The 22,415-nt window shown below is 54.8% G+C and carries 21 protein-coding genes; 9 read left to right on the top strand and 12 right to left on the bottom strand.

Annotated features, from left to right (window positions below; genetic code table 11):
* Window positions 1-77: 77 nt before the first annotated feature.
* From JMJ04_RS16620 to ruvA, 3 genes are read left to right on the top strand one after another with little or no spacing between them, the layout of a single operon-like run.
* The gene (locus JMJ04_RS16620; protein ID WP_201371570.1) at window positions 78-839 is read left to right on the top strand and encodes a YebC/PmpR family DNA-binding transcriptional regulator; all 762 of its coding nucleotides are present in this window, start codon (window positions 78-80) and stop codon (window positions 837-839) included.
* A gap of 29 nt (window positions 840-868) precedes the next feature.
* Window positions 869-1,417 (top strand): crossover junction endodeoxyribonuclease RuvC, encoded by a 549-nt coding sequence (gene ruvC / locus JMJ04_RS16615; protein ID WP_201371569.1) that lies wholly within the window; start codon window positions 869-871, stop codon window positions 1,415-1,417.
* A gap of 39 nt (window positions 1,418-1,456) precedes the next feature.
* On the top strand, window positions 1,457-2,047 hold the full coding sequence (gene ruvA, locus JMJ04_RS16610; RefSeq protein ID WP_201371568.1) for a Holliday junction branch migration protein RuvA: 591 nt from the start codon (window positions 1,457-1,459) through the stop codon (window positions 2,045-2,047).
* Between the two features lie 101 nt (window positions 2,048-2,148).
* On the opposite strand, the gene JMJ04_RS16605 is transcribed toward ruvA, so the two are convergent.
* Complete coding sequence (locus JMJ04_RS16605) at window positions 2,149-3,090, bottom strand: GNAT family N-acetyltransferase (RefSeq protein WP_201371567.1); 942 nt, start codon at window positions 3,088-3,090, stop codon at window positions 2,149-2,151.
* Between the two features lie 138 nt (window positions 3,091-3,228).
* Between JMJ04_RS16605 and JMJ04_RS16600 the strand changes: the two genes are divergently transcribed.
* On the top strand, window positions 3,229-3,870 hold the full coding sequence (locus JMJ04_RS16600) for a hypothetical protein (protein WP_201371566.1): 642 nt from the start codon (window positions 3,229-3,231) through the stop codon (window positions 3,868-3,870).
* Window positions 3,871-3,882: 12 nt separating this feature from the next.
* Here JMJ04_RS16600 and JMJ04_RS16595 read toward each other — a convergent pair whose 3' ends face one another.
* Together JMJ04_RS16595 and JMJ04_RS16590 are read right to left on the bottom strand one after the other, a co-directional pair.
* Window positions 3,883-4,287, bottom strand: coding sequence for a hypothetical protein (locus JMJ04_RS16595; protein ID WP_201371565.1), 405 nt, complete (start codon window positions 4,285-4,287; stop codon window positions 3,883-3,885).
* A gap of 121 nt (window positions 4,288-4,408) precedes the next feature.
* The gene (locus tag JMJ04_RS16590) at window positions 4,409-5,428 is read right to left on the bottom strand and encodes a GGDEF domain-containing response regulator (protein ID WP_201371564.1); all 1,020 of its coding nucleotides are present in this window, start codon (window positions 5,426-5,428) and stop codon (window positions 4,409-4,411) included.
* Between the two features lie 926 nt (window positions 5,429-6,354).
* Here JMJ04_RS16590 and JMJ04_RS16585 point away from each other — a divergent pair.
* The 4 genes from JMJ04_RS16585 (at window position 6,355) to JMJ04_RS16570 (ending at window position 10,330) form a co-directional block, all read left to right on the top strand.
* A complete protein-coding gene (locus tag JMJ04_RS16585; RefSeq protein WP_201371563.1) occupies window positions 6,355-7,029 on the top strand; it encodes an alpha/beta hydrolase in 675 nt (224 codons plus the stop codon).
* 3 nt (window positions 7,030-7,032) lie between these two features.
* On the top strand, window positions 7,033-8,748 hold the full coding sequence (locus JMJ04_RS16580) for a DNA repair helicase XPB (RefSeq protein WP_201371562.1): 1,716 nt from the start codon (window positions 7,033-7,035) through the stop codon (window positions 8,746-8,748).
* A gap of 109 nt (window positions 8,749-8,857) precedes the next feature.
* Window positions 8,858-9,199 (top strand): thioredoxin family protein, encoded by a 342-nt coding sequence (locus JMJ04_RS16575; RefSeq protein WP_007906035.1) that lies wholly within the window; start codon window positions 8,858-8,860, stop codon window positions 9,197-9,199.
* Window positions 9,200-9,283: 84 nt separating this feature from the next.
* Window positions 9,284-10,330: a type I phosphomannose isomerase catalytic subunit gene (locus JMJ04_RS16570; RefSeq protein ID WP_201371561.1), complete on the top strand. Its 1,047-nt coding sequence runs from the start codon at window positions 9,284-9,286 to the stop codon at window positions 10,328-10,330.
* A gap of 117 nt (window positions 10,331-10,447) precedes the next feature.
* Here the strand turns inward: JMJ04_RS16570 and JMJ04_RS16565 are convergent, their stop codons facing one another.
* From JMJ04_RS16565 to JMJ04_RS16535, 7 genes are all read right to left on the bottom strand, one after another.
* On the bottom strand, window positions 10,448-10,921 hold the full coding sequence (locus JMJ04_RS16565; protein WP_201371560.1) for a hypothetical protein: 474 nt from the start codon (window positions 10,919-10,921) through the stop codon (window positions 10,448-10,450).
* Between the two features lie 209 nt (window positions 10,922-11,130).
* Window positions 11,131-13,608, bottom strand: a complete 2,478-nt coding sequence (thrC, locus tag JMJ04_RS16560; protein ID WP_201371559.1) for a threonine synthase — start codon at window positions 13,606-13,608, stop codon at window positions 11,131-11,133.
* A gap of 261 nt (window positions 13,609-13,869) precedes the next feature.
* A complete protein-coding gene (locus JMJ04_RS16555) occupies window positions 13,870-15,045 on the bottom strand; it encodes a 2-isopropylmalate synthase (RefSeq protein ID WP_201371558.1) in 1,176 nt (391 codons plus the stop codon).
* 57 nt (window positions 15,046-15,102) lie between these two features.
* Window positions 15,103-16,155 (bottom strand): ketol-acid reductoisomerase, encoded by a 1,053-nt coding sequence (gene ilvC, locus JMJ04_RS16550; protein WP_201371557.1) that lies wholly within the window; start codon window positions 16,153-16,155, stop codon window positions 15,103-15,105.
* A gap of 197 nt (window positions 16,156-16,352) precedes the next feature.
* Window positions 16,353-16,919: an acetolactate synthase small subunit gene (ilvN, locus tag JMJ04_RS16545; RefSeq protein ID WP_201371556.1), complete on the bottom strand. Its 567-nt coding sequence runs from the start codon at window positions 16,917-16,919 to the stop codon at window positions 16,353-16,355.
* A gap of 1 nt (window position 16,920) precedes the next feature.
* A complete protein-coding gene (gene ilvB, locus JMJ04_RS16540) occupies window positions 16,921-18,669 on the bottom strand; it encodes a biosynthetic-type acetolactate synthase large subunit (protein ID WP_201372380.1) in 1,749 nt (582 codons plus the stop codon).
* Between the two features lie 773 nt (window positions 18,670-19,442).
* Window positions 19,443-20,378 (bottom strand): LysR family transcriptional regulator, encoded by a 936-nt coding sequence (locus JMJ04_RS16535; protein ID WP_201371555.1) that lies wholly within the window; start codon window positions 20,376-20,378, stop codon window positions 19,443-19,445.
* 120 nt (window positions 20,379-20,498) lie between these two features.
* Between JMJ04_RS16535 and JMJ04_RS16530 the strand changes: the two genes are divergently transcribed.
* Window positions 20,499-21,716, top strand: a complete 1,218-nt coding sequence (locus JMJ04_RS16530) for an MFS transporter (protein ID WP_201371554.1) — start codon at window positions 20,499-20,501, stop codon at window positions 21,714-21,716.
* 118 nt (window positions 21,717-21,834) lie between these two features.
* On the opposite strand, the gene JMJ04_RS48035 is transcribed toward JMJ04_RS16530, so the two are convergent.
* Together JMJ04_RS48035 and thpR are read right to left on the bottom strand one after the other, a co-directional pair.
* Entirely contained in the window at window positions 21,835-22,137 is a 303-nt protein-coding gene (locus JMJ04_RS48035; RefSeq protein WP_201371553.1) for a 2'-5' RNA ligase family protein, read from the bottom strand.
* Window positions 22,086-22,412 (bottom strand): RNA 2',3'-cyclic phosphodiesterase, encoded by a 327-nt coding sequence (thpR, locus tag JMJ04_RS48030; RefSeq protein ID WP_201371552.1) that lies wholly within the window; start codon window positions 22,410-22,412, stop codon window positions 22,086-22,088. Before thpR ends, JMJ04_RS48035 begins: the two co-directional genes overlap by 52 nt.
* Window positions 22,413-22,415 lie beyond the last annotated feature (3 nt).

The raw sequence follows: 22,415 nt of genomic DNA, 5'->3' as shown, positions 1-22,415 counted from the left end.
ACGAGCGTGACCATATGCTTGAGGCATATTTTCAACAATGTCACTCGTACAATAAGATCAAATTAGGGAGCAACGATATGTCAGGTCATTCTAAATGGGCGCAGATTCGCCGCTCAAAAGGCGTCAACGATGCACGCCGTGGTCAACTCTTCACCCGCCTGGGACGCGAAATCGTTGTTGCCGTACGTGAGGGTGGAAGCGGTGATACAGCAGCAAACTTCCGCCTACGCATGGCAGTTCAGCGTGCTCGCGACGCCAATATGCCACTCGACAATATTGAGCGCACGATTAAACGCGCGGTGGGTGGCGCCGAGGGATTCAGTCTGGAAGAGATCACCTACGAAGGGTATGGTCCTGGTGGCACCGCCATCCTGGTTCAGACCATGACCGAAAATCGCAACCGCACCGTTGCCGAGGTCCGTAACGCTTTTAACCGTAACGCCGGCAACATGGGTGAAAATGGGTGCGTTGACTGGCTCTTTGAGCTCAAAGGCATTATTGAGATTGAGCTGGCGGGCAAAGACCCCGATGAACTCTCGCTCGAAGCGCTCGACCTGGGCGCCGATGATGTGGAGCCGGTCGCGGCCGATAGTGAGACACTCACCATCTATACCGATTCCTCTGAGTTGGAGAGCATGCGGAAGGCGCTGGAGGAGAAGGGCTACACCATCGTCAAGGCCGAGACCTCGATGGTGCCGAAGACCAAGGCCGAGATCACAGACGAGAAACAGGCTCACCAGTTAATGCGCCTGATTGATAAGCTTGAGGACCTGGACGATGTCCAGGGTGTCCATACTAACGCTGACTTCCCTGAGGAGTTCGCGGCCTCGTATCAGTAGGCGCACAAAAAGAAAAGGGAAGTAGCCTCATGGATACCGTACGCGATCAAGCATCAGCAACTCGTCCGCGCATCGCGCTGGGTATCGACCCGGGCACTGCCATTGTAGGGTATGCGGTAGTGATGGCTCAGGGAAGTAACTTGAGCTTACTGGCCTGTGATGTCATCACTACCCCAGCCAAAACACCGCTCGCACAGCGCCTTCAGACGATTTATGCCGAACTCAGCAACATTATTGCCACCTTTAAACCCCAGGAAGCCGCCATTGAAGAGCTCTTCTTTGCCAAAAATGCCCGGACCGCCATGACGGTAGGACATGCACGCGGCGTCGCCATGCTGGCTCTGGCGAATGGTGGACTCTCTGTCGCTGAATATAAGCCCAAACAAGTCAAACAGGCTGTTACCGGCTATGGAGATGCCAACAAGGACCAGGTAGGCGAAATGGTGCGCATTTTACTCAAGCTGACCGCAGTTCCCAAGCCCGATGACGCCGCTGACGCCGCCGCCATCGCTATTTGCCATCTGAATACCCTGCCCCTGGCCAGAAATTTTGCGAGCTACACGAGCTACCAGCGCTAGTAACCGCTTTCCAGCTCGTGAAACAGAATAGTAAAAAAGATGATTACAAGTATTCATGGAATATTGCAAACCTGCCACCCCGACCACGTGACGGTACGTGTGGGTGGTTTTGGCATCCAGGTCTTCGCGCCAGCCACCACCATTAGTGGCCTGGGTGAAACTGGCACCGAGGTAGAGCTACATACGCATTTTCATATGCGCGAGGATGGTATAGCGCTCTACGGCTTCGCGACCGAGATAGATCGCGACGCTTTTGAGCAACTCATAGCCGTCAACGGGGTTGGCCCACGCGTGGCCCTCTCGCTGCTCTCGGTAATGGATGCGCCCGCGCTCTATAAAGCCATCGCCGATGAGGATCAGCAGCGCCTGGGACTCGCCAAGGGCGTTGGCAAGCGCCTCGCCGCGCAGCTCATACTCGCGCTCAAGGGGAAGCTACCATCTATCGTCCCCGCGGGCACGATCAGCGGTGTCCCTTCGGGCAAGCTTCAGGCCGAGGTGCTGGAGGCCTTGATGGGACTTGGCTTCTCAAGCGCGGAGGCCCAGGCAGCCATTGCGAAAATTCCTCAGGATCAGGCCATGACCCTCGAACAGCAGGTGACCTATGCCCTACGCACCTTCTCTCGCTCATGAGGCAAAAGCGCCTGACAGGGCTCACGTCAGGCGCGCAATCGGTTCCACAATTCGCTTTATGAAGAGACGGTCGCCGTGAATCAGCATCCATCCAGGGACTTTTACCGCGTTAAGATGCGTTCGGCTTCGATATAGGTCGGACCTGCTTCAATAAACCCCAGGCGATGGTAGAGGTTGACCGCTGGAATGTTGAGGGTAATATTGAGCAGCACCGTTGCATAGTCCATCTCGCGCAGGCGGCGAATACATCGCACGCCCAGGTACTGCCCCAGGCCGATGTGCCGAAAGGCGGGAGCCACCACCATATGCCGGATGCGGGGCACACCCCGCTCTAGATGCACCAGAACGGCGCCCGCCAGGTGAAAACGGTCCAGGCTATGCTCAACGACAAAACAACACTCAGGCATAAATGGGCCAAAGGCGCCTTCTTGTATGGCTCGCGCCTCAGCACGCCACTCTCCCAGATCGGCATGGACATTGTCGGGGCCACCTGCGTATGCACGCTGCAACAAGATGCCTAGCTGCTCCACATCACCCTGGGTAATTTCTCGGACACGCAAGGAGGCAGGCAAGGGAAACAGAGGCATTGTGAGCTGGGTCGAGGCCACCATCACGGTGCGACGGCGTAGTTCACGAAAATTGGCGGCGGCAAAGGAGGCGGTATAAGCCGCGGGATAGGTAGCCTTAATATAGCGTACGCCCAGGGCAGCCGCGCGCACCTGCGCCTCAGCTACCACCTGAGCCGCAACACTCCCGCCCGCATCAAAGAGCAAGACAAAACCATCTAGAACGGCGGTCTTCTCCTCCTCGTCTTCAGCCACATAGAAGCGTAAGCGACCAACGGGCCTCTCGCCCTGCCAGAGGAGATAGCGCTGAGCCTGCTTTTTCGGCGGCTCACTGCGATATCGCTCGATTTGTGCCTCCTCCATTTCAAAGTGCAGCTGGTCCGCGCTCTGCCGGGTAACCGACACCCAGGTCTCGGCATCTTGTGGCAGTGCCTGGCGCCATTCGACAGAGTTACGCATCACGTCAGAATCAAGCATCGGTAGACCTCCAACAGCGAGGAACTATAGGAGAGCAGGTCCCCTTCCTTGCCAATCTGAAAAGCTTAGGTTATACTCCAGAGGCGTCACACCAATAACGTACACATCGGGTTAGTGATAGAGATAGATGCTGACTGTATGGAATTACTTGTCGCCACCCTGACCTCGCTTCAGGCAGGGAAAGATATTGATAGCATAGCACGCATACGCCTGGTCTTTGATACGGCACGCAATGCTCCAGGAGTCATCTCCTCCAACCTGTATCAAGGTCGAGGCAAGCAGCCCTATTACCTGCTCCTGACCACCTGGGACGATGAAACCAGCTGGAAAAGCGCGGGCGAACGTCATAATCCACAGTTCCTCCTGCGTAGTAGTATGGCCGATCTGCTTGCCGGGCCTCCTCAGCAATGGTATATGCACTATCTCTGGGGATATAGCCGTGCCACGAGACAACCGGGCTTCGCGACAGTTCACCTGCTCTCCCTACCACCACAGCAACTCAAGCGCGCCAACCAGGAATGCCTGCGCTACCTACATCAATTAACGCTCCAGGCCCCGCTGACCTTCGCCTTCCTGGCCTATGGCGTCTCTGATGGCCCCTCTCAATTCACCCAGCCCACATCCACAAGCAATGAACCGCAAACCACGCTCTTTGGCCTCTTTAGCTGGAGTAGTCAGGAGGAAAGCGAGGCCTTCTTTCAACACCCTCATACCCAGGCTCTGGGGAATATTCTTCAATCGTTAGGGAAGCTACACACGCTACCGTTTGAAATTCTTTAGCGCGCCCTTTACCTAATCGACGCTCGTCTCATGGACCGGGCGGTCATAATATTTTTTGAGTTCCGCCTGGAGAAAATCGCGCTGCTGCCACATCTGTGGCGTAAAGATGTGATACTCGCCATCACAGATGGGGACCTCGTGCTTGTGCTTAAGATGAGGGAGCAAGCGAAAGCGGATATTCTCCTCGACGACTTCAATCCACATATGCCGTCGCGTGTAGCCAGTCCCCCAACGGAACAGGACCATGGTATCGTACTCTTCAAAGTGGCCACGCCCCTTTAACTCGGTCGTGTTGATTGACTGAAGCATTTCTGGCAAGCCACTGACACGAAAGATACGCTTGGCGTTCTCGCGCTGCTGCTGACTATGTTCCTCCAGAGATGAGGCGTTCGGTAGTGTCTCGGGTTCCTGATTCATACAACCATTCTCTCTCTATGTTTGAGTTTGTGAGCCGGCGGCTCCCTCAGATTGTAGCAGATATCCCTATCTACGAACAGGCATCATACCCAAGGCAAGGCCTGATAGTAGTTACTTCACGTCACTTACTTTCCGCGAAAGCGTCTTCCTTCAGGCATGCTATCGGCCTGGTAACCAGGCTTATACGCTTGCCCGAGGGGGGAGAGTAGGGATAGGCGCAGTCGTGTGCAGGCATTTTGTCGATATGGCAAACATTCCCAGAAGACTGCTTTGCGCGCCGTTTGGCTGTCGCGGTTAGGGAACCTATCTCGTCGTGAAGATAACGACGTTGATCGCTGACAATCCCAATCGAGAGAGAGACGAGTGGGAATTGATAGGGGCGGCCTTTGCGGTCTACCCCACTAATGGAGCCGCGCTCGACATCGTCTGGCCGATACAGTTGCAGACTCTCGCGTTTATAGCGATTGAGGATGTGCTGATAGAGGACGGTAGCGCGCTCAGGGGTCGTTAAAATAATAAAATCATCGCCCCCGATATGGCCAACAAAGTCATCCGCGTTCCCATAATCATAGACGACGCTCTGGCAGATATGGCTTACGAGCAGGATCATGTCATTGCCAGCCAGAAAGCCATACACATCGTTAAAGGCCTTAAAGTTATCGAGGTCGAGATAGAGAATGCTCCAGGGTTCTGCGCTCTTGAGCTTATTATCCAGTGCCCATTCAAGTTGCAGGCCACCAGGAAGCAGGGTCAAGGGGGAGAGAGAGTATTGCTGGATACGACGGAGTTGTCTATGCACATGGGCCAGAAGCTCATCATTGTTGACAGGTTTAGCGATGTAGGCGTCTGCCCCCATATCCAGGGCACGCACCCGATCATCTATTTCTTGTGAAGAACTGACGACGATAAGAGGAATGTGCATACTCTTGGGGTGAGCACGCAACCTCCGCAGCAAAGCATATCCATCGAGACCACTGGTCGAAAAATCAATGATAATCACATGGGGAATATCACGTAAAGCAAACTGTAGCGCAGCATCGCCATTGAGGTGCATCGCAGTTTGATAACCTTTGAACGCTAGCTTCTCTCGTAGCAGCTTAGTGATCAATTCCTCATCCTCGATGACTAAAATGCTGGACATATGCACTCCTGCCTCTACGTTTCATTTTACACATTGTGTATACCTCACGTATACCACTCTTGTCATGAAACACTAACAATTTGTGGAAGCTTTTTGTCCGTGAGATTGCAATCTCTCTCCCGCTCTTAACATATCGCTCTCATCAGTAAGCATCATCTGCTATCACCGCTCTCCACGTACTCGTTCTCAATGAAATATGCCGCATAGTATAGGTACTCATGTCTTCATTAGTAAAGCGTACTATGCGCTTTCCTCTACCAGCCCCCTGACAACCACCACCGCCTCTATGCTCAACAAAAAATGTACTGAGTGCAAAAAACCTGCAAGCTTAAAGAACTTACCATCCAATGCACATATATGTGGGGTGGAAGGCTTCATACACAAGAGGCAATACTTGCACCATAGATCCACAAAATAGAACTTACATGCTCGCTGTACGCTTGCCTCTTGCTGCTCATAGCACAGTGACGGATTACCAGAAAGGCTCGTAAAATAAAGGACATGTAGCGGAACGAGATCATGCATCTAGTTGACATACGAACGAACATAATTATAAATATGCATACATATGTCTTTAATCAGTATAACATCCTTCGTGGTCCATGCAAAGTATTTGCCACTCAATTTTGCCCATTTCGTCAAATTTTTTGCGGAACTCACAACATAGTGACTTTTGTACTACATAATGATGGGCAATAATAAGAATCCACACTTTTGTATTTTCTTGCGTTTATAATTGCTCCTGGAATGGTACAGATGCTCCACCATCTCTCTTTGCCCCTTACCCCTAGATGAGCTTGCGAGCCGAGGCAGATAGCAAAAGAGAACTGGCCCCCGGTATTTTTCATAAAAAGTTGACGCTAGTCCCAGGCTGAGATAAGATACGTTCCAGAAATATCTTCTTGATCAGGGGAGAGAGGCACAACATGACCTTATCAGCACCTGCGGAGCGAGCAATCTCCTTCTATAGCAAGGGGCAACCCGCATTTATCCTGGAGGGGGTCGTCCATGAACCGCTCCAGAAGATGCAGCTCGCGCCTGTCGTTATTTTATGCCATCCACAGCCTGCCAGCAGTAATATGAACGACAGTTTGCTCGTTGTCCTGGCACGCGCCCTGGCACTGGCAGGGATGTACGCTGTGCGCTTCAACTTCCGTGGCGTTGGTCGCAGCCAGGGGCAACAAACCGATGGGCGCCTGGAACCATTGGATCTGGCGGGCGCTATTGACATGGCACTCTCACTCCCAGGAGCCAATCCAGCCAAGCTCTGCGTTGTAGGGCATGGCTTCGGTGCTTATATTGGACTCCTCTATGCTCCATTTGATCAACGGGTACGCACGCTTGTCTCTGTGAGCCTCCCTCTCTTTCGCGCGACAAGTGGCTTTCCACGTCCCTTCGAACGCCCCAAGCTCTTTGTGACGGGCGAGTTCGACGAGATCTGTCCTCTCTACAAGCTAGAACCCTTTGTGGAGCAACAGAGCGGCCCCAAGGGTATCAAAGTTATTACTGGTGCACGTCACCTGATGCGTGGCTTTGAAGAGCCTGCCGTACTCGCGATCCTGAATTATATTAATAAATGGGCGAGCATGCCTGGAGTGTAGTCCATGAATCCCAAGAACCCTATGATCGTCCAGAGTGATCGTACTGTCTTACTTGAGGTTGATCACTCACTCCATGCCGAGGCTCGTGACGCGCTCTCACGCTTTGCAGAGCTTGAGAAATCACCGGAGCACATTCATACTTATCGTCTCTCGCCCCTTTCGCTCTGGAACGCGGCCTCCGGGGGTATGCAGGCACCAGCCATTGTAGACCTGCTTGAACGCTATAGCAAATACCCCCTTCCGCCAAATATACTGACCGATATCCACGACTATATCAGCCGCTATGGTCGTCTTAAGCTCATACGCGATGGCGACCAGTTGCTGCTCACCTCCGAAGATTCCCGCCTTATCACCGAAATTCTTCATCACCGGCTTATACAACCCTACCTGCTATGTCCACGCGATGCCTCGACCCTGCTGGTAGACGCCAGCCGGAGGGGGCATATCAAGCAAGCGCTGATCCATATCGGTTTTCCGGCTGAGGATCTTGCAGGCTACGCCGATGGCTCGCCCCTGCCCTTTAAACTCCGTGAGCGCGATGAGGTAGGAAAGCCATTTACGCCTCGAACCTATCAGCAGGCTGCGTCTGCGGCCTTCTATGCAGGTGGAGCACCGGGTGGGGGCAGCGGCGTGGTTGTACTCCCCTGTGGGGCGGGCAAGACCATCGTCGGCCTGGTCACGATGGCCGACATTCAGTGTGCAACCTTGATTCTCACGCCCAATACCGTCGCGGTACGCCAGTGGATTCACGAGCTTCGCGCGAAAACCTCGCTTCCCCCCGAAATGATTGGAGAATATACGGGTGAACGCAAGGATATCGCGCCAGTGACGGTCAGCACCTATCAGATGTTGACCTACCGCCGCGCCAATGGTGAGGAGGAAGGCACAGAGTCGCTCGCTGACTACCCACACTTCTCGCTCTTGACGAGCTATGACTGGGGACTGATTATCTATGATGAAGTCCACCTACTGCCTGCCCCGGTCTTTCGTGTCACCGCCGAAATCCAGGCACGCCGGCGCCTGGGGCTGACCGCCACCCTGGTGCGCGAAGATGGGCGTGAGGCCGATGTCTTCAGCCTGATCGGTCCCAAGAAGTATGATGTTCCCTGGCGCGAGCTTGAACGCCAGGGCTGGATCGCCACTGCCGAGTGCCATGAAATTCGCGTCAGCCTTCCAGATGAGGGGCAGCTTACCTATGCCATGGCACAGACACGGGAGAAATATCGCCTGGCCGCTGAGAATCCCGCCAAGTTTACGGTGACCCACCTCCTGGCCGAGCAGCATAGAGACGACCAGGTACTTATCATTGGTCAATATCTCGACCAGCTCAAGGCGCTTGCCCAGGAGCTACAGGCGCCTCTCCTCACCGGGCGCACCTCGACAAGCCAGCGCGAAAAGCTCTATGAACAGTTTCGCCAGGGACAAATCAAACGCCTGGTCGTCAGCAAGGTCGCGAACTTTGCCATTGACCTGCCCGACGCGAATGTGGCGATTCAGGTCTCTGGCACCTTTGGCTCACGCCAGGAGGAGGCTCAGCGACTTGGGCGCATCTTGCGCCCCAAAAGTAATGGCGGGATCGCGCACTTTTATACCATCGTGACACGCGATACATGCGACCAGGATTTCTCCACCAACCGTCAGCTCTTCCTGACCGAACAGGGATATCGCTATAGCATCGAGGATGCAGAGGCGCTCCTCTCATCCTTACCAGAAGCGTAATAGGACGTATGAGGAAGTACATGGAAAAACCTCTTCTTGACAGTACCATCAATGGAGTGGTACCTTGAGAGACGAACAACGCTTCTTTACTATTTTCCAAGAGGATGGTATGGCAGACACGTATATCTCTGTTACAAATGAAAACTTTCCTGAGCAGGTACTCCAGGCGCCGCAGCTCGTAGTCGTCTACTTTGCTGCCGATAAGAGTAATTCCTGCCAGATACAGGAACCCGAGTTTGTCGCGGTCAGCAAAGCGTACCAGGATCGCGTCACCTTCGCGAAGGTAAATGTCGAAAACGAGGAAGGCCTGACCAACCAGTACACAATCGATGGCATTCCGACCCTCGTCTTCTTCAAAGGGGGGAACGAGATCTATCGCATCAAAGGTATTATGATGCGTGATAAGCTTCGTCGCCAGCTCGAAGGTGTCCTGCTCGTAGCGAGCGAGTAAATAGCGCCGCACGCTGCAACCCATTACCACAAACAAACACGCTCCATACAGAACACAACGTATGGATGCGTGGGGAGATTTTTTGTGAGTTTACTATACCCACTTCGATTAGAGTCTTCGCTACACGAAACCATCTGGGGTGGACGCCGCCTGGAACACGACGGCTGGAAGCAACTCCCAGAAGATGATACAGCCATCGGTGAGTCCTGGGAGACTGAGATCAGCAATCGCATACTCAATGGTCCCCATGCAGGCAAGACCCTGGGCACCCTTGTTGCCGAACAGGGAACGCTCTTGCTAGGAGAACAGGCCGTCGCAATATTCGGTGAGCGCTTCCCCCTCCTTGCCAAATTTATTGACGCCAACGCCCAGCTCTCGGTCCAGGTTCACCCTAAGGATGGCTATGCCGCACAGCATGAGCATAGCAAGCTAGGCAAAACGGAGTACTGGTATATTCTGGCCGCCGAGCCAGGGGCCAGCATCGTGCATGGGTTTGAGGCTGAGACCACGAGCGAAGAGGTACGCCAGGCCATTCAGGACGTTACCCTTGAATCGCTTATGCACGCCGAAGCCGTACAGGCTGGAGATGTCGTCTTCGTGCCAGCGGGAACCGTCCATGCAATTGGCGCAGGCATTTTGCTCTATGAATTACAGGAATACTCAGACGTTACCTATCGCATGTATGATTATGGACGCCTGACAGCCTCGGGGAAGCTGCGCGAGTTGCATATTGACCGCTCGCTCGATGTCTCACACTATCAAGTCTCCCCGCAAATCAAGATGCGCCCGGTCGTCCTCCATAGTAGCGAGCAATACGAAGAACGCTGCCTGGTGGCTTGCAAATATTTTGTCTCACGCGAGCTTAATTTGAAGACACAGAGTGTTGTCGAGGATCTCACAACTGACAGTTGCGTCATTCTCACCTCGCTGGGTGCCACACTGACGATTGCCTACGGAGCTGATTTCGTGGAGCATGAAATGCTCAAACGTGGTGAGACCATGATTTTGCCCGCCTCCCTGGGCGAGTATCGCCTGCAAGGTGAGGGACTCCTGCTCCGCTCATATGTCCCCTCCGCAGAGGATGCGGCATGGCGCCTCTGGAACCAGGAAAACAAAGAGAGCAGCCTCTAATTGCGTTGGGCGCCGCGCTGCTAAAGCACGCGCCTACATATCATGGGACGAAGCACGCCGTCCCATGATATGTAGGCGCGTGCTTTAGCAGCACATGACGTGTCGGCCAACGCAACGTCATGATTCAGAGCGTCGCCTGCGCCGCTCCTCTTCTAAATCTGTGATTGTCCCTTCAACAATGCGCGTTCTGGGCGGATCTTGCTGAGTCTGACTAAAGGGAGTATCAAACGGGCTAAAGCCAGACATGTCAGGCATCTGATCCTGCAAGCGCGAGACATTGGCGATGACTTGCGAGACACGCGTGGCGAAGTTGACAGCCAGGGTAATGGCGTACAAAATTCCCCAGACAAGCATTCCTACAAACAGGGTTACAAAGGCGCTCACAATGCCATTCCAGGCTCCCCCAGCCATCCAGTTCGCCATCAGCTCATAGACACACATCACTCCAATGGGCAGCCAGAAGAAATGGACGAGCACACGCAGAAACCAGTGCAAAAACCACAAAACAGCTTTGACCGGATCTGAAGGCATGTTCCAGGGTGGAACAAGATCACGCACGGATTTGAGCTTAAAACGTTTTGACGTGTTCACGGTAGCCCTCTTTGGCACAGCACTCCCTCACGAGAGACGCGATGAGATGTACATTCTTTCGTTCTATTGTAGCAGTACCTCTCTCGTTTTGCCAGGGACGCGAATAATAAAAAGAGGCCGCGCGGACCTCGTCACCGCGCGACCTCTCGCAACCACTCTAGCCGGCACGGCTCTACCGGTGGAGCGGTAGGGAGTGTAAGGGGTATGCGTTACTGCACGAGCATAGCTCGCACAGCATCAAGGTTGGGCTTCACAACTGCGCTATTGCGCTGCTGAGGAATACCAGTCACATTATCTTTGAGCAGGTTGCCCGTAAGAATACCAACGACACGCTCATCGCGCTTGATGACGCCTTCGGCCACCAGTTTATGCGCGCCGGCCAGGGTAGCGGCGGAGGCAGGCTCGCAGCCAATCCCCGAGCGATCAATAATCTCTTTCGCAGCCAGAATCTCCTCGTCTGTGACCTGGGCAACAATGCCATCGCAGGCCTCAATGACGGCGCGGGCGCGCGCATAGCTCACGGGGTTGCCAATCTTGATGGCTGAGGCCACAGTATAGGCCTTCACACTAACCCGCTTCTGGAATTGCTGTTGATAGCTCTGATAAAAAGGATTGGCACCCGCGGCCTGAATCGCGGCGATGCGCGGGATTTGCGTAATGAGGGAGAGGTCATATGCCTGGCGGAAGGCCTTCCCAATCGCCGAAATATTGCCTAGGTTTCCTGCGGGCAAAATCAGCCAATCGGGGGCTTGCCAGTCGAGCTGCTGTAAGAGTTCGAAGCCGATGGCCTTCTGCCCCTCGACACGGAAGGGGTTCAGCGAGTTTAAGAGGTAGATCCCCAGCTCATTACAGACTTGCTCCACCAGCTGCATCGCGGCATCAAAATCGCCCTCAATCTGGACCGTTGTCGCACCATAAGCCATCGTTTGCGCAAGTTTGCCAGCCGCCACGTTGCCCGCGGGCAGAAACACGATGCTGCGCATGCCAGCCTGCGCGGCGTATGCCGCCAGTGAGGCCGAGGTATTGCCGGTGGAGGCGCAAGCCACAGCGCTGGCCCCCAGCATATTGGCCATGGTTACCCCGGCGGTCATGCCGCGGTCTTTAAAACTGCCGCTTGGATTTTCACCTTCGTGCTTGAGGAAAAACAGTTCCAAACCTGCATATGTACCGATCTGGCGATGGCCGATACGCCCTACGGGACAGTTCTCCATGCCCACAGGATAGAGATTCGTATTCCCCTCCGGGCGCGTAATGACATAGCGTTCGGGCGCGGGCAAGATCAATTCGCGATAGCGCCAGACACCGCTATAGTCAAGCAATAATTTATCTGTACTGATCGACCAGATAGGCGGAGATGAGGCGCGTTCATCAAAGACCTGGCGCCAGAGCGCTCCTACGGCTGAGGCATTGCTGGCGCGCTCCATCAAGTGCCAGCTCTCCTCATCGCCCTGCATTCCCACCTGTTTGGGAAGCGTAAACTCCAGCTCGACATCGAGCACTCCACCACATTCACAACGATAGCGCGGCACCAGGCCCGTCGCCGAAGAGGACTGGGCCTCGACTGGTGGGTAGAGTGCTGAGCACTCCACGCACCGCAGTTGTATGGCTGACAAGAGAGCCGCTATTTCAGGTACAAGTGTCGCATGAGATTGCATATTTTCCTTACCTGCCCCCGGCCTGGCTGGAGACCAGCAGAATTGATCGCCATAACGCGCACTATCTTCCTTTCGTATACGAGTTCGTGGAGTTTGCAAAACTCTAGCCCCATTCTGGTCAGCTCGTAACACCCTACCCGTTCCCTCTACCCCATGCTCACGCGCCGTTAACTGCATGGCCCGTAAAATCTCCGAGAAGCGCGTACTCGCCAGGGCGATAAGCGATGAACCACCACCCGAGAGACAGGCCCCATATGCTCCCGCGTTTTTGGCTGCTTGAATGATGCTGTCCATCGCGGGAAACAGGGTCTGGCGGTACGGTTGATGGAGCCGGTCCTGCATAGCTTCTCCAATCACTTCATATTTCCCCATCTGCAAGGCCGATAACAACAGCGCCACGCGCCCGGTATTAAATGTAACATCTGTTCGTGTATAGCTTGCTGGCAGGAGTCCCCTACCCGCCACGGTATCCATAGGAAAGGTTGGTGTAAAGATGATGGCCTTTAACGCTTCAGGAAAAGGCGTCTTGATGGCATGCACCTTCCCATTCATCATGGTTGTGGCCACCAATCCCCCCAGCAAGGCTGGAGCGACATTATCCGGATGATTGCCCGCCTCCATTTCAACCGCCAGATCCAACAAATCATCCCTGGACACCGCCTTCTCGCGCTTACGCAACCACTCGTTTGCCGCGACAAGTCCTCCAATGACCGCGGTCGCGCTGCTGCCCAATCCACACCCCGGAGGAATGTGAATTTGCATACGAATGCGCACCGCCGGTAGAGGCTCACCCTGGCGCTCAAACAAGGTCGCAAACGCGCGAAAGAAGAGGTTATCAGCCCCTCGCTCTAGTCCTGAACCCAGCGGTCCCAGGACCTCGATCTCTGGAAGAAGCGGGTCCACACCACCTTCCACTACGCTAAATCGATTGTATAGCTGTAGCGCCAGCCCCAGGCTATCAAAACCAGGGCCTAAGTTAGCGGACGTCGCTGGCGCTAAGACTTCTACTGAAGCAGGTAATGCCAGTGCCATCGGCGGCTACCTGCCTTTCCATTTGAAGACGCATCGCGTTTCTCCTTTTCGCCTTCTCGGCTATTCTACCATGTTTTACAATATAAATGACAATATCAGTACAAAAGTCATATCAAAGATCTACATAAGTAGCATGTTATGGTGCCAATACTTTTACACAATTATGCGTATATTCCTCCGTGATAATAGAAAAAAGTGCCGAAACGTATTCACGCCTCGGCACTCACAGACGTTACAATCACAACCATAGAGCAATATATGCTACACCGCCGAGGGGGTTTCTTGCATGCACTCTGCGATATAGACCAGGTCATGATCCACCACGGTTTTCTGCCGCTCAGCCATCGCGATAAAGCTCTTGTATGCATACTTAAGCTGCTCCGCCGAGAGCCTGTATCCCAGTTTACGCAAACGCGCATCCAGACCGTGTCGCCCCGAGTGCTTGCCCAGCACCAGATTCGTGTCGCCCCAGCCTACTGACTGAGGCGTCATAATCTCGTACGTCAGGGCATGCTTGAGGACTCCATCCTGGTGGATACCCGCTTCGTGCGCGAAGGCGTTAAGGCCGACAATCGCTTTGTTTGGCTGGACCGGCAGTCCAGTGACGCGACTGACCACGCGACTGGCGTCCAATAGCTGTTCAGCCTGCACACGTGTCTCGACCCCGAAGGCTTCTGGACGCGTGCGCAATGCCATGACGACCTCTTCCAGAGCTGTGTTACCCGCGCGCTCACCGATGCCATTGATCGTAACCTCGACCTGGCGTGCGCCAGCCCGAATTGCCGCCAGGGTATTAGCCGTGGCCATGCCCAGGTCATCGTGGCAATGGGCGCTCAAGGTGACCTGCTCAATGCCCGGTACATGTGCACGCACATAATGGAAGAGCGCTTCGTACTCGCCCGGCGTGGTATAACCCACGGTATCAGGCACGTTAATAATACTTGCTCCAGCTTTGATCGCCACGTCAAATACCTGACAGAGGAAGTCGCGGTCGCTGCGTGTGGCATCCTCCGCGGAGAACTCGACGGTCGGGCAGTAAGCACGGGCGCGCGCTACCATAGTTTTTACGCGCTGCAAGGCTTCTTCGCGACTGATGTTCAGCTTGTGCTGAAGATGGATATCTGAGGTAGCAAGAAAGACATGAATCACGGGACGCTCGGCCTCGCGAATGGCATCCCAGGCCACGTCGATATCGCCTGCCGTGGCACGCGCAAGCGCGGCTACCGCGACCCCTTTCGTCCGGCGCGCGATCTCACGGACCGCGGCAAGATCATCAGGGGAGGCCGCGGGAAAGCCTGCCTCAATACAATCTACCCGAAGCGCAACGAGCTGCTCCGCTACTTGCAACTTCTCTTCAATTGTCATCGTTGCCCCTGGCGACTGCTCACCGTCACGCAGGGTGGTGTCGAAAATCTTTACTACCTCAGAAGCTTCCATGGTGCAGTGTCTCCCTTTCTTCAGCTCACTTCGCGAGGTCGTGCAGCAACCTTGCTGCTACCTCTTGGTCTCGACTTCCGCCTTTGGCCCCGCCTGTTGCTCAGACGCTTTCTCCTTCGAGGAGAGCCAGGGCATCATCGAGCGCAGCTCTTTGCCGACCTGCTCTAGCTGGGTCTCGCTGTTCCTACGGCGCATGGCCATAAAGGCAGGGCGGCCAGCCTGGTTCTCTTGAATCCAGCGTGTGGCAAAAGTGCCGTCCTGAATATCTTTCAACACATTCTTCATCTCAGCGCGCACCTGCTGATTAATCAGGCGGGGGCCGGTGATATAATCGCCGTACTCAGCAGTATCGCTGATGGAGTAGCGCATGTAGTTCATGCCACCTTCGTAGATCAGGTCGACGATGAGCTTCATCTCGTGCAGACACTCAAAATAGGCCGACTCTGGCTGGTAACCAGCCTCGACCAGGGTCTCAAAACCCGCGCGCATCAGTTCGGTAACGCCACCACACAGCACGGCCTGCTCGCCAAAGAGATCGGTCTCGGTCTCTTCCTTGAAGGTAGTATGCAGAACGCCCGCGCGCGTGCAGCCAATGGCGCGTGCATAGGCCAGGGTCAGCGCCTCTGCCTGTCCACTCGCATCCTGGTGAACCGCCCAGAGGCCGGGGATACCCGCGCCATCAACATAGAGGCGACGTACCATATGGCCTGGTCCTTTGGGAGCAACCATAGCAACATCGACATCGGCGGGGGGAACGATCTGGCCATAATGCAGGCTAAAGCCATGTGCAACCAGGATCATCTTGCCGGCAGCCAGGCCGGGACGAATGTCGCGCTCAAAGACTTCGCGGTGATGCTGGTCAGGGATCAAGATCATGATCACATCCGCGTAGGCAGAGGCCTCAGCCGGGGTCATTACGCGCAGGCCCTCGGCCTCGGCCTTGGCGCGACTCTTGCTCCCGCTGGGCAGGCCAATGACGACCTCGCATCCGCTATCTCGCATATTGAGCGCATGCGCGTGGCCCTGGCTACCATAACCAATGACGGCGATGCGTTTCTGCTGGATGAAATCGAGATTTGCGTCGGAATCGTAGTAAATAGTTGCTGCCATGATAGTGTTTCACTCCTCATTGATAATTTCTATGTACTGCCTATCGGAAACCTGAGCGCGAAGCGCTAGCCACGTAAGTGGCGCTATGCCCCGAATGGGGGTTGGTTTCGTATAAAAAGGTAATGTGGGCTCTGTATGTCAATAAAGATAGAAGTCTGGCTGCTGGTCGCTCGTCAGAGGCCAGGCGCGCATGGCACCTAGTCGTTGGTGCCACGTGCCATCGTGACGCGTCCCGAACGGGCCACTTCACGAATGCCATATGGGTGCAACTGCGCAACGCATTTCTCGACCCTGGCTGTACTGCCGCTAATCTCAAGGGTCATGGTCTCCGCAGCCACGTCGACGACATGCGCACTAAAAAGTTGCGCGATCTCAAAGATTTCGGCCTTTTGCGCGGGCGTATAGGCGACTTTGATCAGCGCCAGCTCACGCGAAATGGCCTCTTGCTCTGGAATGTTGATGACGTTGCGCACGTCCAGAATCTTGCGCAGTTGCTCAATCAGGTGCTCAACCGCCACTTCAGAGTCGTCAACGCTGACGGTGACGCGTACCACGTCATCAACCTCGCTACGACCCAGGACAAGCGTCTGCATATTCGCGCGTCGCCGCCGCATCAGGCCAACCACCCGGTCAACGGCGCCGGTACGATCCTGGACCAGGGCGATGAGCGTATGTGCCTGGACGGTTTCGCGTGCCTTCTCCGATTGGCCTGCACGTGCGGCAGGGCCGCTTGCTGAAAAATTAGACATTGGCGCTGCCAGCATCTTAGGCACTCCTTTCACTCTCTTCGATCATACTGGTGATAGCCGATCCAGGGGCAACCATGGGATAGACACAGGCCTCGGCTTCGATAATACACTCGACAATCACGGTTCCCGGTGTCTCAATGGCGCGCTGAATCGCGGCGGCTACCTCTTCCTTTTTTGTGACGCGGATACCTGTCACCCCGTACGCCTCTGCCAGCTTGAGATAGTCTGGACCCGTGATGGGCGTCTCGGAATAGTTGCGCGAATGGAAGAATTGTTGCCACTGGCGCACCATGCCCAGGTAGCCATTGTTCATGATGACGACTTTAACAGGAACACGCTCCTGCTGAAGTGTCGCCAGCTCCTGGATATTCATCTGGATGCCGCCATCACCAGCGATAGCCCACACCAAGTCGTCCGGCATACCCATCTTCACACCCATCGCGGCGGGAAGGGCGAAGCCCATAGTACCAAGTCCGCCGGAGGTGATGTGGCTATTGGGGCGCGTCCAGGTGTAGTGGCGGGCCGTCCACATCTGGTGCTGTCCGACATCGGTAACGATAATGGCGTTGCCATCGGTCTGCTTGCGTATCTCTCCCAGGATGTCTATGGGACTGGGGAAGGCAGGGTTCCACTGACCAACACCGGTGCGTGACTCGCTCTCGCCCTGCCACGAACGGATCTCGCGCCGCCACTCCTGGTGATCTGCGGGCTGAACCGCTTCTGCCAGAGCCTCCAGGGCGATACGTGCGTCCGCCACAATGGGTACAGTCGCGATTTTGACCTTGTGCATCTCCGAGGGATCGATATCGATGTGAATAATGCGAGCTTTAGGCGCGAACTCGGCTACCTTCCCGGTCACCCGGTCGTCGAAGCGCAAACCAACGCCAACGATGACATCGGCCTCGCTAATAGCGCGATTGGCGTGCGCCGGGCCGTGCATGCCTGGCATACCCAGGTGCAAAGGATGATCCTCAGGAAAGGCACTCTGCCCTAGAAGCGTGGTGATCACAGGTAAGTCGGCCTTCTCGGCAAAGGCCTTCAGCTCTTTGTAGGCGCTCGATAGGATGACACCATGACCTGCCATAATGAGGGGCTTCCGGGCGGAGGCGAGCAGTTCGATGGCATGGACAATCAAGCGAGGAGCCGGGCGCTCGAGCCGCTCCCGCTCTTCGCGTAGTTGCTCCTCTGAGGTTTGATATTGCGTGGGATCATACCAGCCCTTGCCCTGCTGAATATCCTTGGGAATATCTACCAGCACAGGACCAGGGCGGCCACTCCGCGCCACACGAAAGGCTTCGTGAATCGTGGGAGCGATCTCTTCGATACGCTGAATCTGGTAGCTATGCTTGGTAATTGGCTGGGTGATGCCGATGATATCAGTTTCCTGGAAAGCGTCGCGCCCAATAAAGGTACGCGCCACCTGGCCTGTAATTGCCACCATAGGGGTTGAATCCATAAAGGCTGTCGCTAAGCCTGTGACCAGATTTGTCGCGCCTGGACCACTCGTGGCGGCACACACGCCTACCTTGCCGGTCGCGCGCGCATAGCCATCAGCGGCATGCGACGCCGCCTGTTCATGACGTACCAGTACATGATGTAAGGCGGGATAAGAGGACAGCGCATCATAGAAGGGTATAATAGCGCCACCGGGATAACCGTAGATAAAATCCACACCTTCGCGGACGAGTGCCTCACACACAATCTGGCTTCCGGTCAGCTCGCGTGCCCCGGCGTTTCGTTCGCGGGTGTTTCCTGCTTCCTGCATAATATTGGTCGCGATTGCCATAATTCCTCCGCAGCAGTTTTCAAAGATAACAAAAAAAGGGCCTCCACCAGGGAGGCCCTCATCAGGTTACCTTCTTTGGATTGGTCGCTTCGTTGCTCCCGTTAATCTCCCATTGCAATTCTCGTGGCTCGCTTCTTACTCTGCCCTACCAGACTCGCAAACCCGTTCAGTCCGGTAAGGCTGCTAAGGAGAAGTACAATAAGGCTAATAAGGCCAAGCAAGCTAAGCAAGAATACAACGTTAATGAAGAATACGGAAGTCAGAAGGACCACAGCCAACAAAAAAACCGACGTGTAGATTACGTCGGTTTTAGAAGCAGTGCTCTTCTTCGCGTTCATTTGAGCAGCACACTGAGACGCAGCAGACATCGCTTCAGGCATACTGGACATACTACGAGCGTGGCATTTGTCAGCAAACATTGCTGACCGCATCTGCGCTGTGTATGTCGCTGCCATTATCTTCTCTCCGCTTCGCTTTTACAAAGTTTGTACATCTTTAGCAAGGCCATGCCTGCCAATAGCAACGTCTCGTGTAACAATAACGCACACAGTAAAGTCACTGCGCATAGCAACCTCGCCAGTGCGTGTGACCTGTGTCATTTACTTATTGTGGAGGATACCCTAACTACTAACTCTTGTCAACCCCCTTCCATGTCATTTCCAGGCCCCCTACACAGTATAGATAGATTGCACAGTCCAAAGACCAATCATACAGATAGATTGCCCATAGCTCAAGGTGGACACACAAAAATTTCACGCTTCAGACCATAGCTTCTTATCCTGATGGATAGCGCTAAAGGCGGAGGAGTTCGCAGCCTCGGCAGTTAGAGTACGTACAAAGTCTCGCACTGCTGCCGAAGGTGGCTCATCATGCGCCAGGCATACCAGCGCACTCTCGCGATATAAAGCTGGTCCATCACTCACACGCATAGAAACAAGGCGCTCAGTGCGCAGCTCCTCCTCTACTGAAGCACGCGTAAGGAATGCTATTCCAATGCCCTCTAACAGCAGATGACGTGCTGCATTGAAAGGCACCTCCAGCATGGGCTGACCAGGAACGGCAACTTGTTGCATCAGCATATCAATAGACGCATTCCACTTTGCAAATAAGAAGGGTGAACCAGCACGCTGTAATTGTTCGATTGTTACCTCTTTCTGACTCGCCAATGGATGCGTCACCGGCAATATCAGGTCCAGGGATTCGCGTAGCCGCAAGAGGATGCGCAGATTATGATTGTGAAAGGGATAGCCAATCAGCCCTAGCTTTACGATACCATCGATGAGCATCGCGATGATCTCATGGCTATGAGCGATATGCACAGCGAGGTCAACCTGCGGATGAGCACGATAAAAACTGGCAATGGCCGAACCCAGAAAGCTTCCCGAGAGCGATTGCATTGTCGCGAGTGTGACGCGTCCTCGTTGCCCCGATTGCGTCAAGCGCGCCGTCTCTACGCCTTCAGCAAGAATCGTCAGGGCTTGCTGGGCATAGGGAAGAAAACTCGCTCCCCGCTCAGTTAAGGAAACTGAGCGCCCCCCTCGGCGAAAAAGCGCTCCGCCAACCGCTGCTTCCAGGGCCTGGATACGGGCGCTAATTGTTGGTTGGGCAATATTAAGCGAACGGGCCGCTTTGCTAAAACTGCCCTCGCGTACAATGCGCTCAAAGGTAAGTAGCTGCTCATAATCCATCTTGCAAGCCCACTTCAGCCATAGAAAAATTCGATAGCAGGTATTATCGCTATCAGATTGAATAATATCATACGCGCGCACTATACTTTGCACATCACAATCAAGGATAGATATATTGCCATGCGTTTTCTTCGAGTCTTACGACTTCCTCACCTGGCTCTGCTCTGGTCGGGGCAGGTGCTCTCAGCAATGGGAGATTTCTTCTATCAAATCGCGATGCTCTGGCTAGCTATCAAAATTGCTGGCAGTCAGGGAGGTATCTTCATTGCAGGCGTAGAAGCGGCGGCAGCGCTGCTATTCGGGATCTTAGGAGGCATTTATGCGGATCGCTGGAATCGCCGTTATACGATGCTCACAGTTGACATTCTGCGTGCCCTGGCTGTGGGCACACTTCCGCTCCTGGCACTCTACGGTCCACTTGCGCTCTGGGAACTTACACTCGTGGCGATACTGGTAGGCAGCCTGGGAGCCTTCTTTAACCCTGCCCTACAGGCAAGCCTTCCCGCCCTGGTCCCAGACAAAGTAATGCTCCAGGCCACAAATGGCCTGATGGATATCACGCGACGCCTGGCACGTACGTTTGGCCCCAGCCTGGCGGCACTTCTAATCACGTTTCTCCCGTTAAGCCAGTTTTTTACCATAGACGCCTTCAGCTTTCTCATTTCAGCGGGAGCCATCTTGCTTATGGGTCGTCACTTCGCCTGGAAAGCCTCAGAGAGCACGCAGCACACAAGCAAAGGTCTGGGCGGCCTTGTATTGGATATCCGGAAGGCACTCCAGGCCATTCGTGGGCATAGGCCTATCGCCTGGACCATCTTTGCCAGTGGTTTCATCTCAATGGCCTGGAGCGCAGGCTTCATCATCGGCATCCCGCTCTTCGCCTCACAGGTGCTCAAAGGGACAGTCAGCGCCTACGGCTTGATTGTTGCCGCCTACGGAGCGGGAAATGTCGTCAGCAATCTTCTTATTGGGAGTCTGCCCTTACGGCGCCCAGTGAGAGTTATGCTGCTTGGGCGCCTCATCGTTGGCGGTGGTTTCATCCTGATGATCAGCCAGCCCAGCCTGGCAATGGCCATGTTTGGCGCGGCCCTGGCGGCGACCGGTGGACCAATGGGAGACATTCCTTTGGCGATTATGATGCAGACCGAGCTGCCCTCACAGCATATCGGCAAAGTCTACAGCCTCTACGACATGACCTCCTCGCTGGGCAGCATTCTCGGTCCTATGCTGGCGGCTCTGCTCTATGCCTATCTCACTGTTCCCCAGGCCATCGCCACCTGCGGCCTTATCATCGCCGCCACCAGCGTAATGGGTTTTACGCGTCTCCGTGAAGTATGATGCGCTACTTACGCGCGCGCCTACGTGGTTCATGCGTGATCGATGAGCCCCAACGAAACGCCTGCCATCCTTCACCATGTCGACCAGTGTGCACGTACGTAAGTAGCGCATCATAGCCCTAACGCTGAAACTGGCACTCTCTCAGGAGGGTATACTGCGCGCCACCACGTGAGAGCTCGCTTTTCATGACGTGCAGGCTTGTAATCGCGTACGCTTCATTCGTGGTCAGGCCCTGTTGCTTGCTCTGTAACAAGGCTTGCAAGTCCTGCTGCGCAACAGGATCAAGGGGCGTCTTGACACGCGCTAGCGTCAAGTGTGGCGAGAAGGGCCGCCGTTCCACTTCAAAGCGCTGCGCGCGGAGTTCGCGGTTCAGCGCCCGGTAGACGCGCTCAAGTTTGCCCGTTGGCTCCTCAATCCCCATCCAGATGACGCGGGGAGCGTGAGGGGGCCAAAGGCCCCTAATTGCGTCAAACGGTAACTGAATGGTACCGCCTGCTGGGCAGCTTCCTGTGCGGCCTCAATCGCCTTCTCCAGGCGCTCGTCATCAAGCTCTCCCAGGAAGGCTAAGGTCAGGTGGATGCTCTCGGGATTGACCCAGCGAATGCCGGGAAAAGACAGCGCCACCTGCCGGATTACCTCCGACAGGTGGCGCTGCTGAGCATCATTCATTTCAAGGGCAATGAATGTTCGTGTCATATA

Origin of the sequence: Ktedonobacter robiniae (assembly GCF_016587375.1) — a bacterium.
Taxonomy (GTDB): domain Bacteria; phylum Chloroflexota; class Ktedonobacteria; order Ktedonobacterales; family Ktedonobacteraceae; genus Ktedonobacter; species Ktedonobacter robiniae.
Note: the sequence above shows the minus strand (reverse complement) of the source record. Positions and strands in the feature narration are given on the sequence as shown.

Coding starts and splice junctions, on each gene's coding strand:
- JMJ04_RS16620 (WP_201371570.1), top strand. CDS start 78: ATGTCAGGTCATTCTAAATGGGCGCAGATTCGCCGCTCAAAAGGCGTC.
- JMJ04_RS16600 (WP_201371566.1), top strand. CDS start 3,229: ATGGAATTACTTGTCGCCACCCTGACCTCGCTTCAGGCAGGGAAAGAT.
- JMJ04_RS16530 (WP_201371554.1), top strand. CDS start 20,499: ATGCGTTTTCTTCGAGTCTTACGACTTCCTCACCTGGCTCTGCTCTGG.
- JMJ04_RS16595 (WP_201371565.1), bottom strand. CDS start 4,287: ATGAATCAGGAACCCGAGACACTACCGAACGCCTCATCTCTGGAGGAA.
- ilvC (WP_201371557.1), bottom strand. CDS start 16,155: ATGGCAGCAACTATTTACTACGATTCCGACGCAAATCTCGATTTCATC.
- JMJ04_RS16555 (WP_201371558.1), bottom strand. CDS start 15,045: ATGGAAGCTTCTGAGGTAGTAAAGATTTTCGACACCACCCTGCGTGAC.
- thrC (WP_201371559.1), bottom strand. CDS start 13,608: ATGGCACTGGCATTACCTGCTTCAGTAGAAGTCTTAGCGCCAGCGACG.
- ruvC (WP_201371569.1), top strand. CDS start 869: ATGGATACCGTACGCGATCAAGCATCAGCAACTCGTCCGCGCATCGCG.
- JMJ04_RS16605 (WP_201371567.1), bottom strand. CDS start 3,090: ATGCTTGATTCTGACGTGATGCGTAACTCTGTCGAATGGCGCCAGGCA.
- ilvB (WP_201372380.1), bottom strand. CDS start 18,669: ATGCAGGAAGCAGGAAACACCCGCGAACGAAACGCCGGGGCACGCGAG.
- JMJ04_RS16580 (WP_201371562.1), top strand. CDS start 7,033: ATGAATCCCAAGAACCCTATGATCGTCCAGAGTGATCGTACTGTCTTA.
- JMJ04_RS48035 (WP_201371553.1), bottom strand. CDS start 22,137: ATGGGGATTGAGGAGCCAACGGGCAAACTTGAGCGCGTCTACCGGGCG.
- JMJ04_RS16590 (WP_201371564.1), bottom strand. CDS start 5,428: ATGTCCAGCATTTTAGTCATCGAGGATGAGGAATTGATCACTAAGCTG.
- JMJ04_RS16575 (WP_007906035.1), top strand. CDS start 8,858: ATGGCAGACACGTATATCTCTGTTACAAATGAAAACTTTCCTGAGCAG.
- thpR (WP_201371552.1), bottom strand. CDS start 22,412: ATGACACGAACATTCATTGCCCTTGAAATGAATGATGCTCAGCAGCGC.
- JMJ04_RS16585 (WP_201371563.1), top strand. CDS start 6,355: ATGACCTTATCAGCACCTGCGGAGCGAGCAATCTCCTTCTATAGCAAG.
- JMJ04_RS16535 (WP_201371555.1), bottom strand. CDS start 20,378: ATGGATTATGAGCAGCTACTTACCTTTGAGCGCATTGTACGCGAGGGC.
- ruvA (WP_201371568.1), top strand. CDS start 1,457: ATGATTACAAGTATTCATGGAATATTGCAAACCTGCCACCCCGACCAC.
- ilvN (WP_201371556.1), bottom strand. CDS start 16,919: ATGCTGGCAGCGCCAATGTCTAATTTTTCAGCAAGCGGCCCTGCCGCA.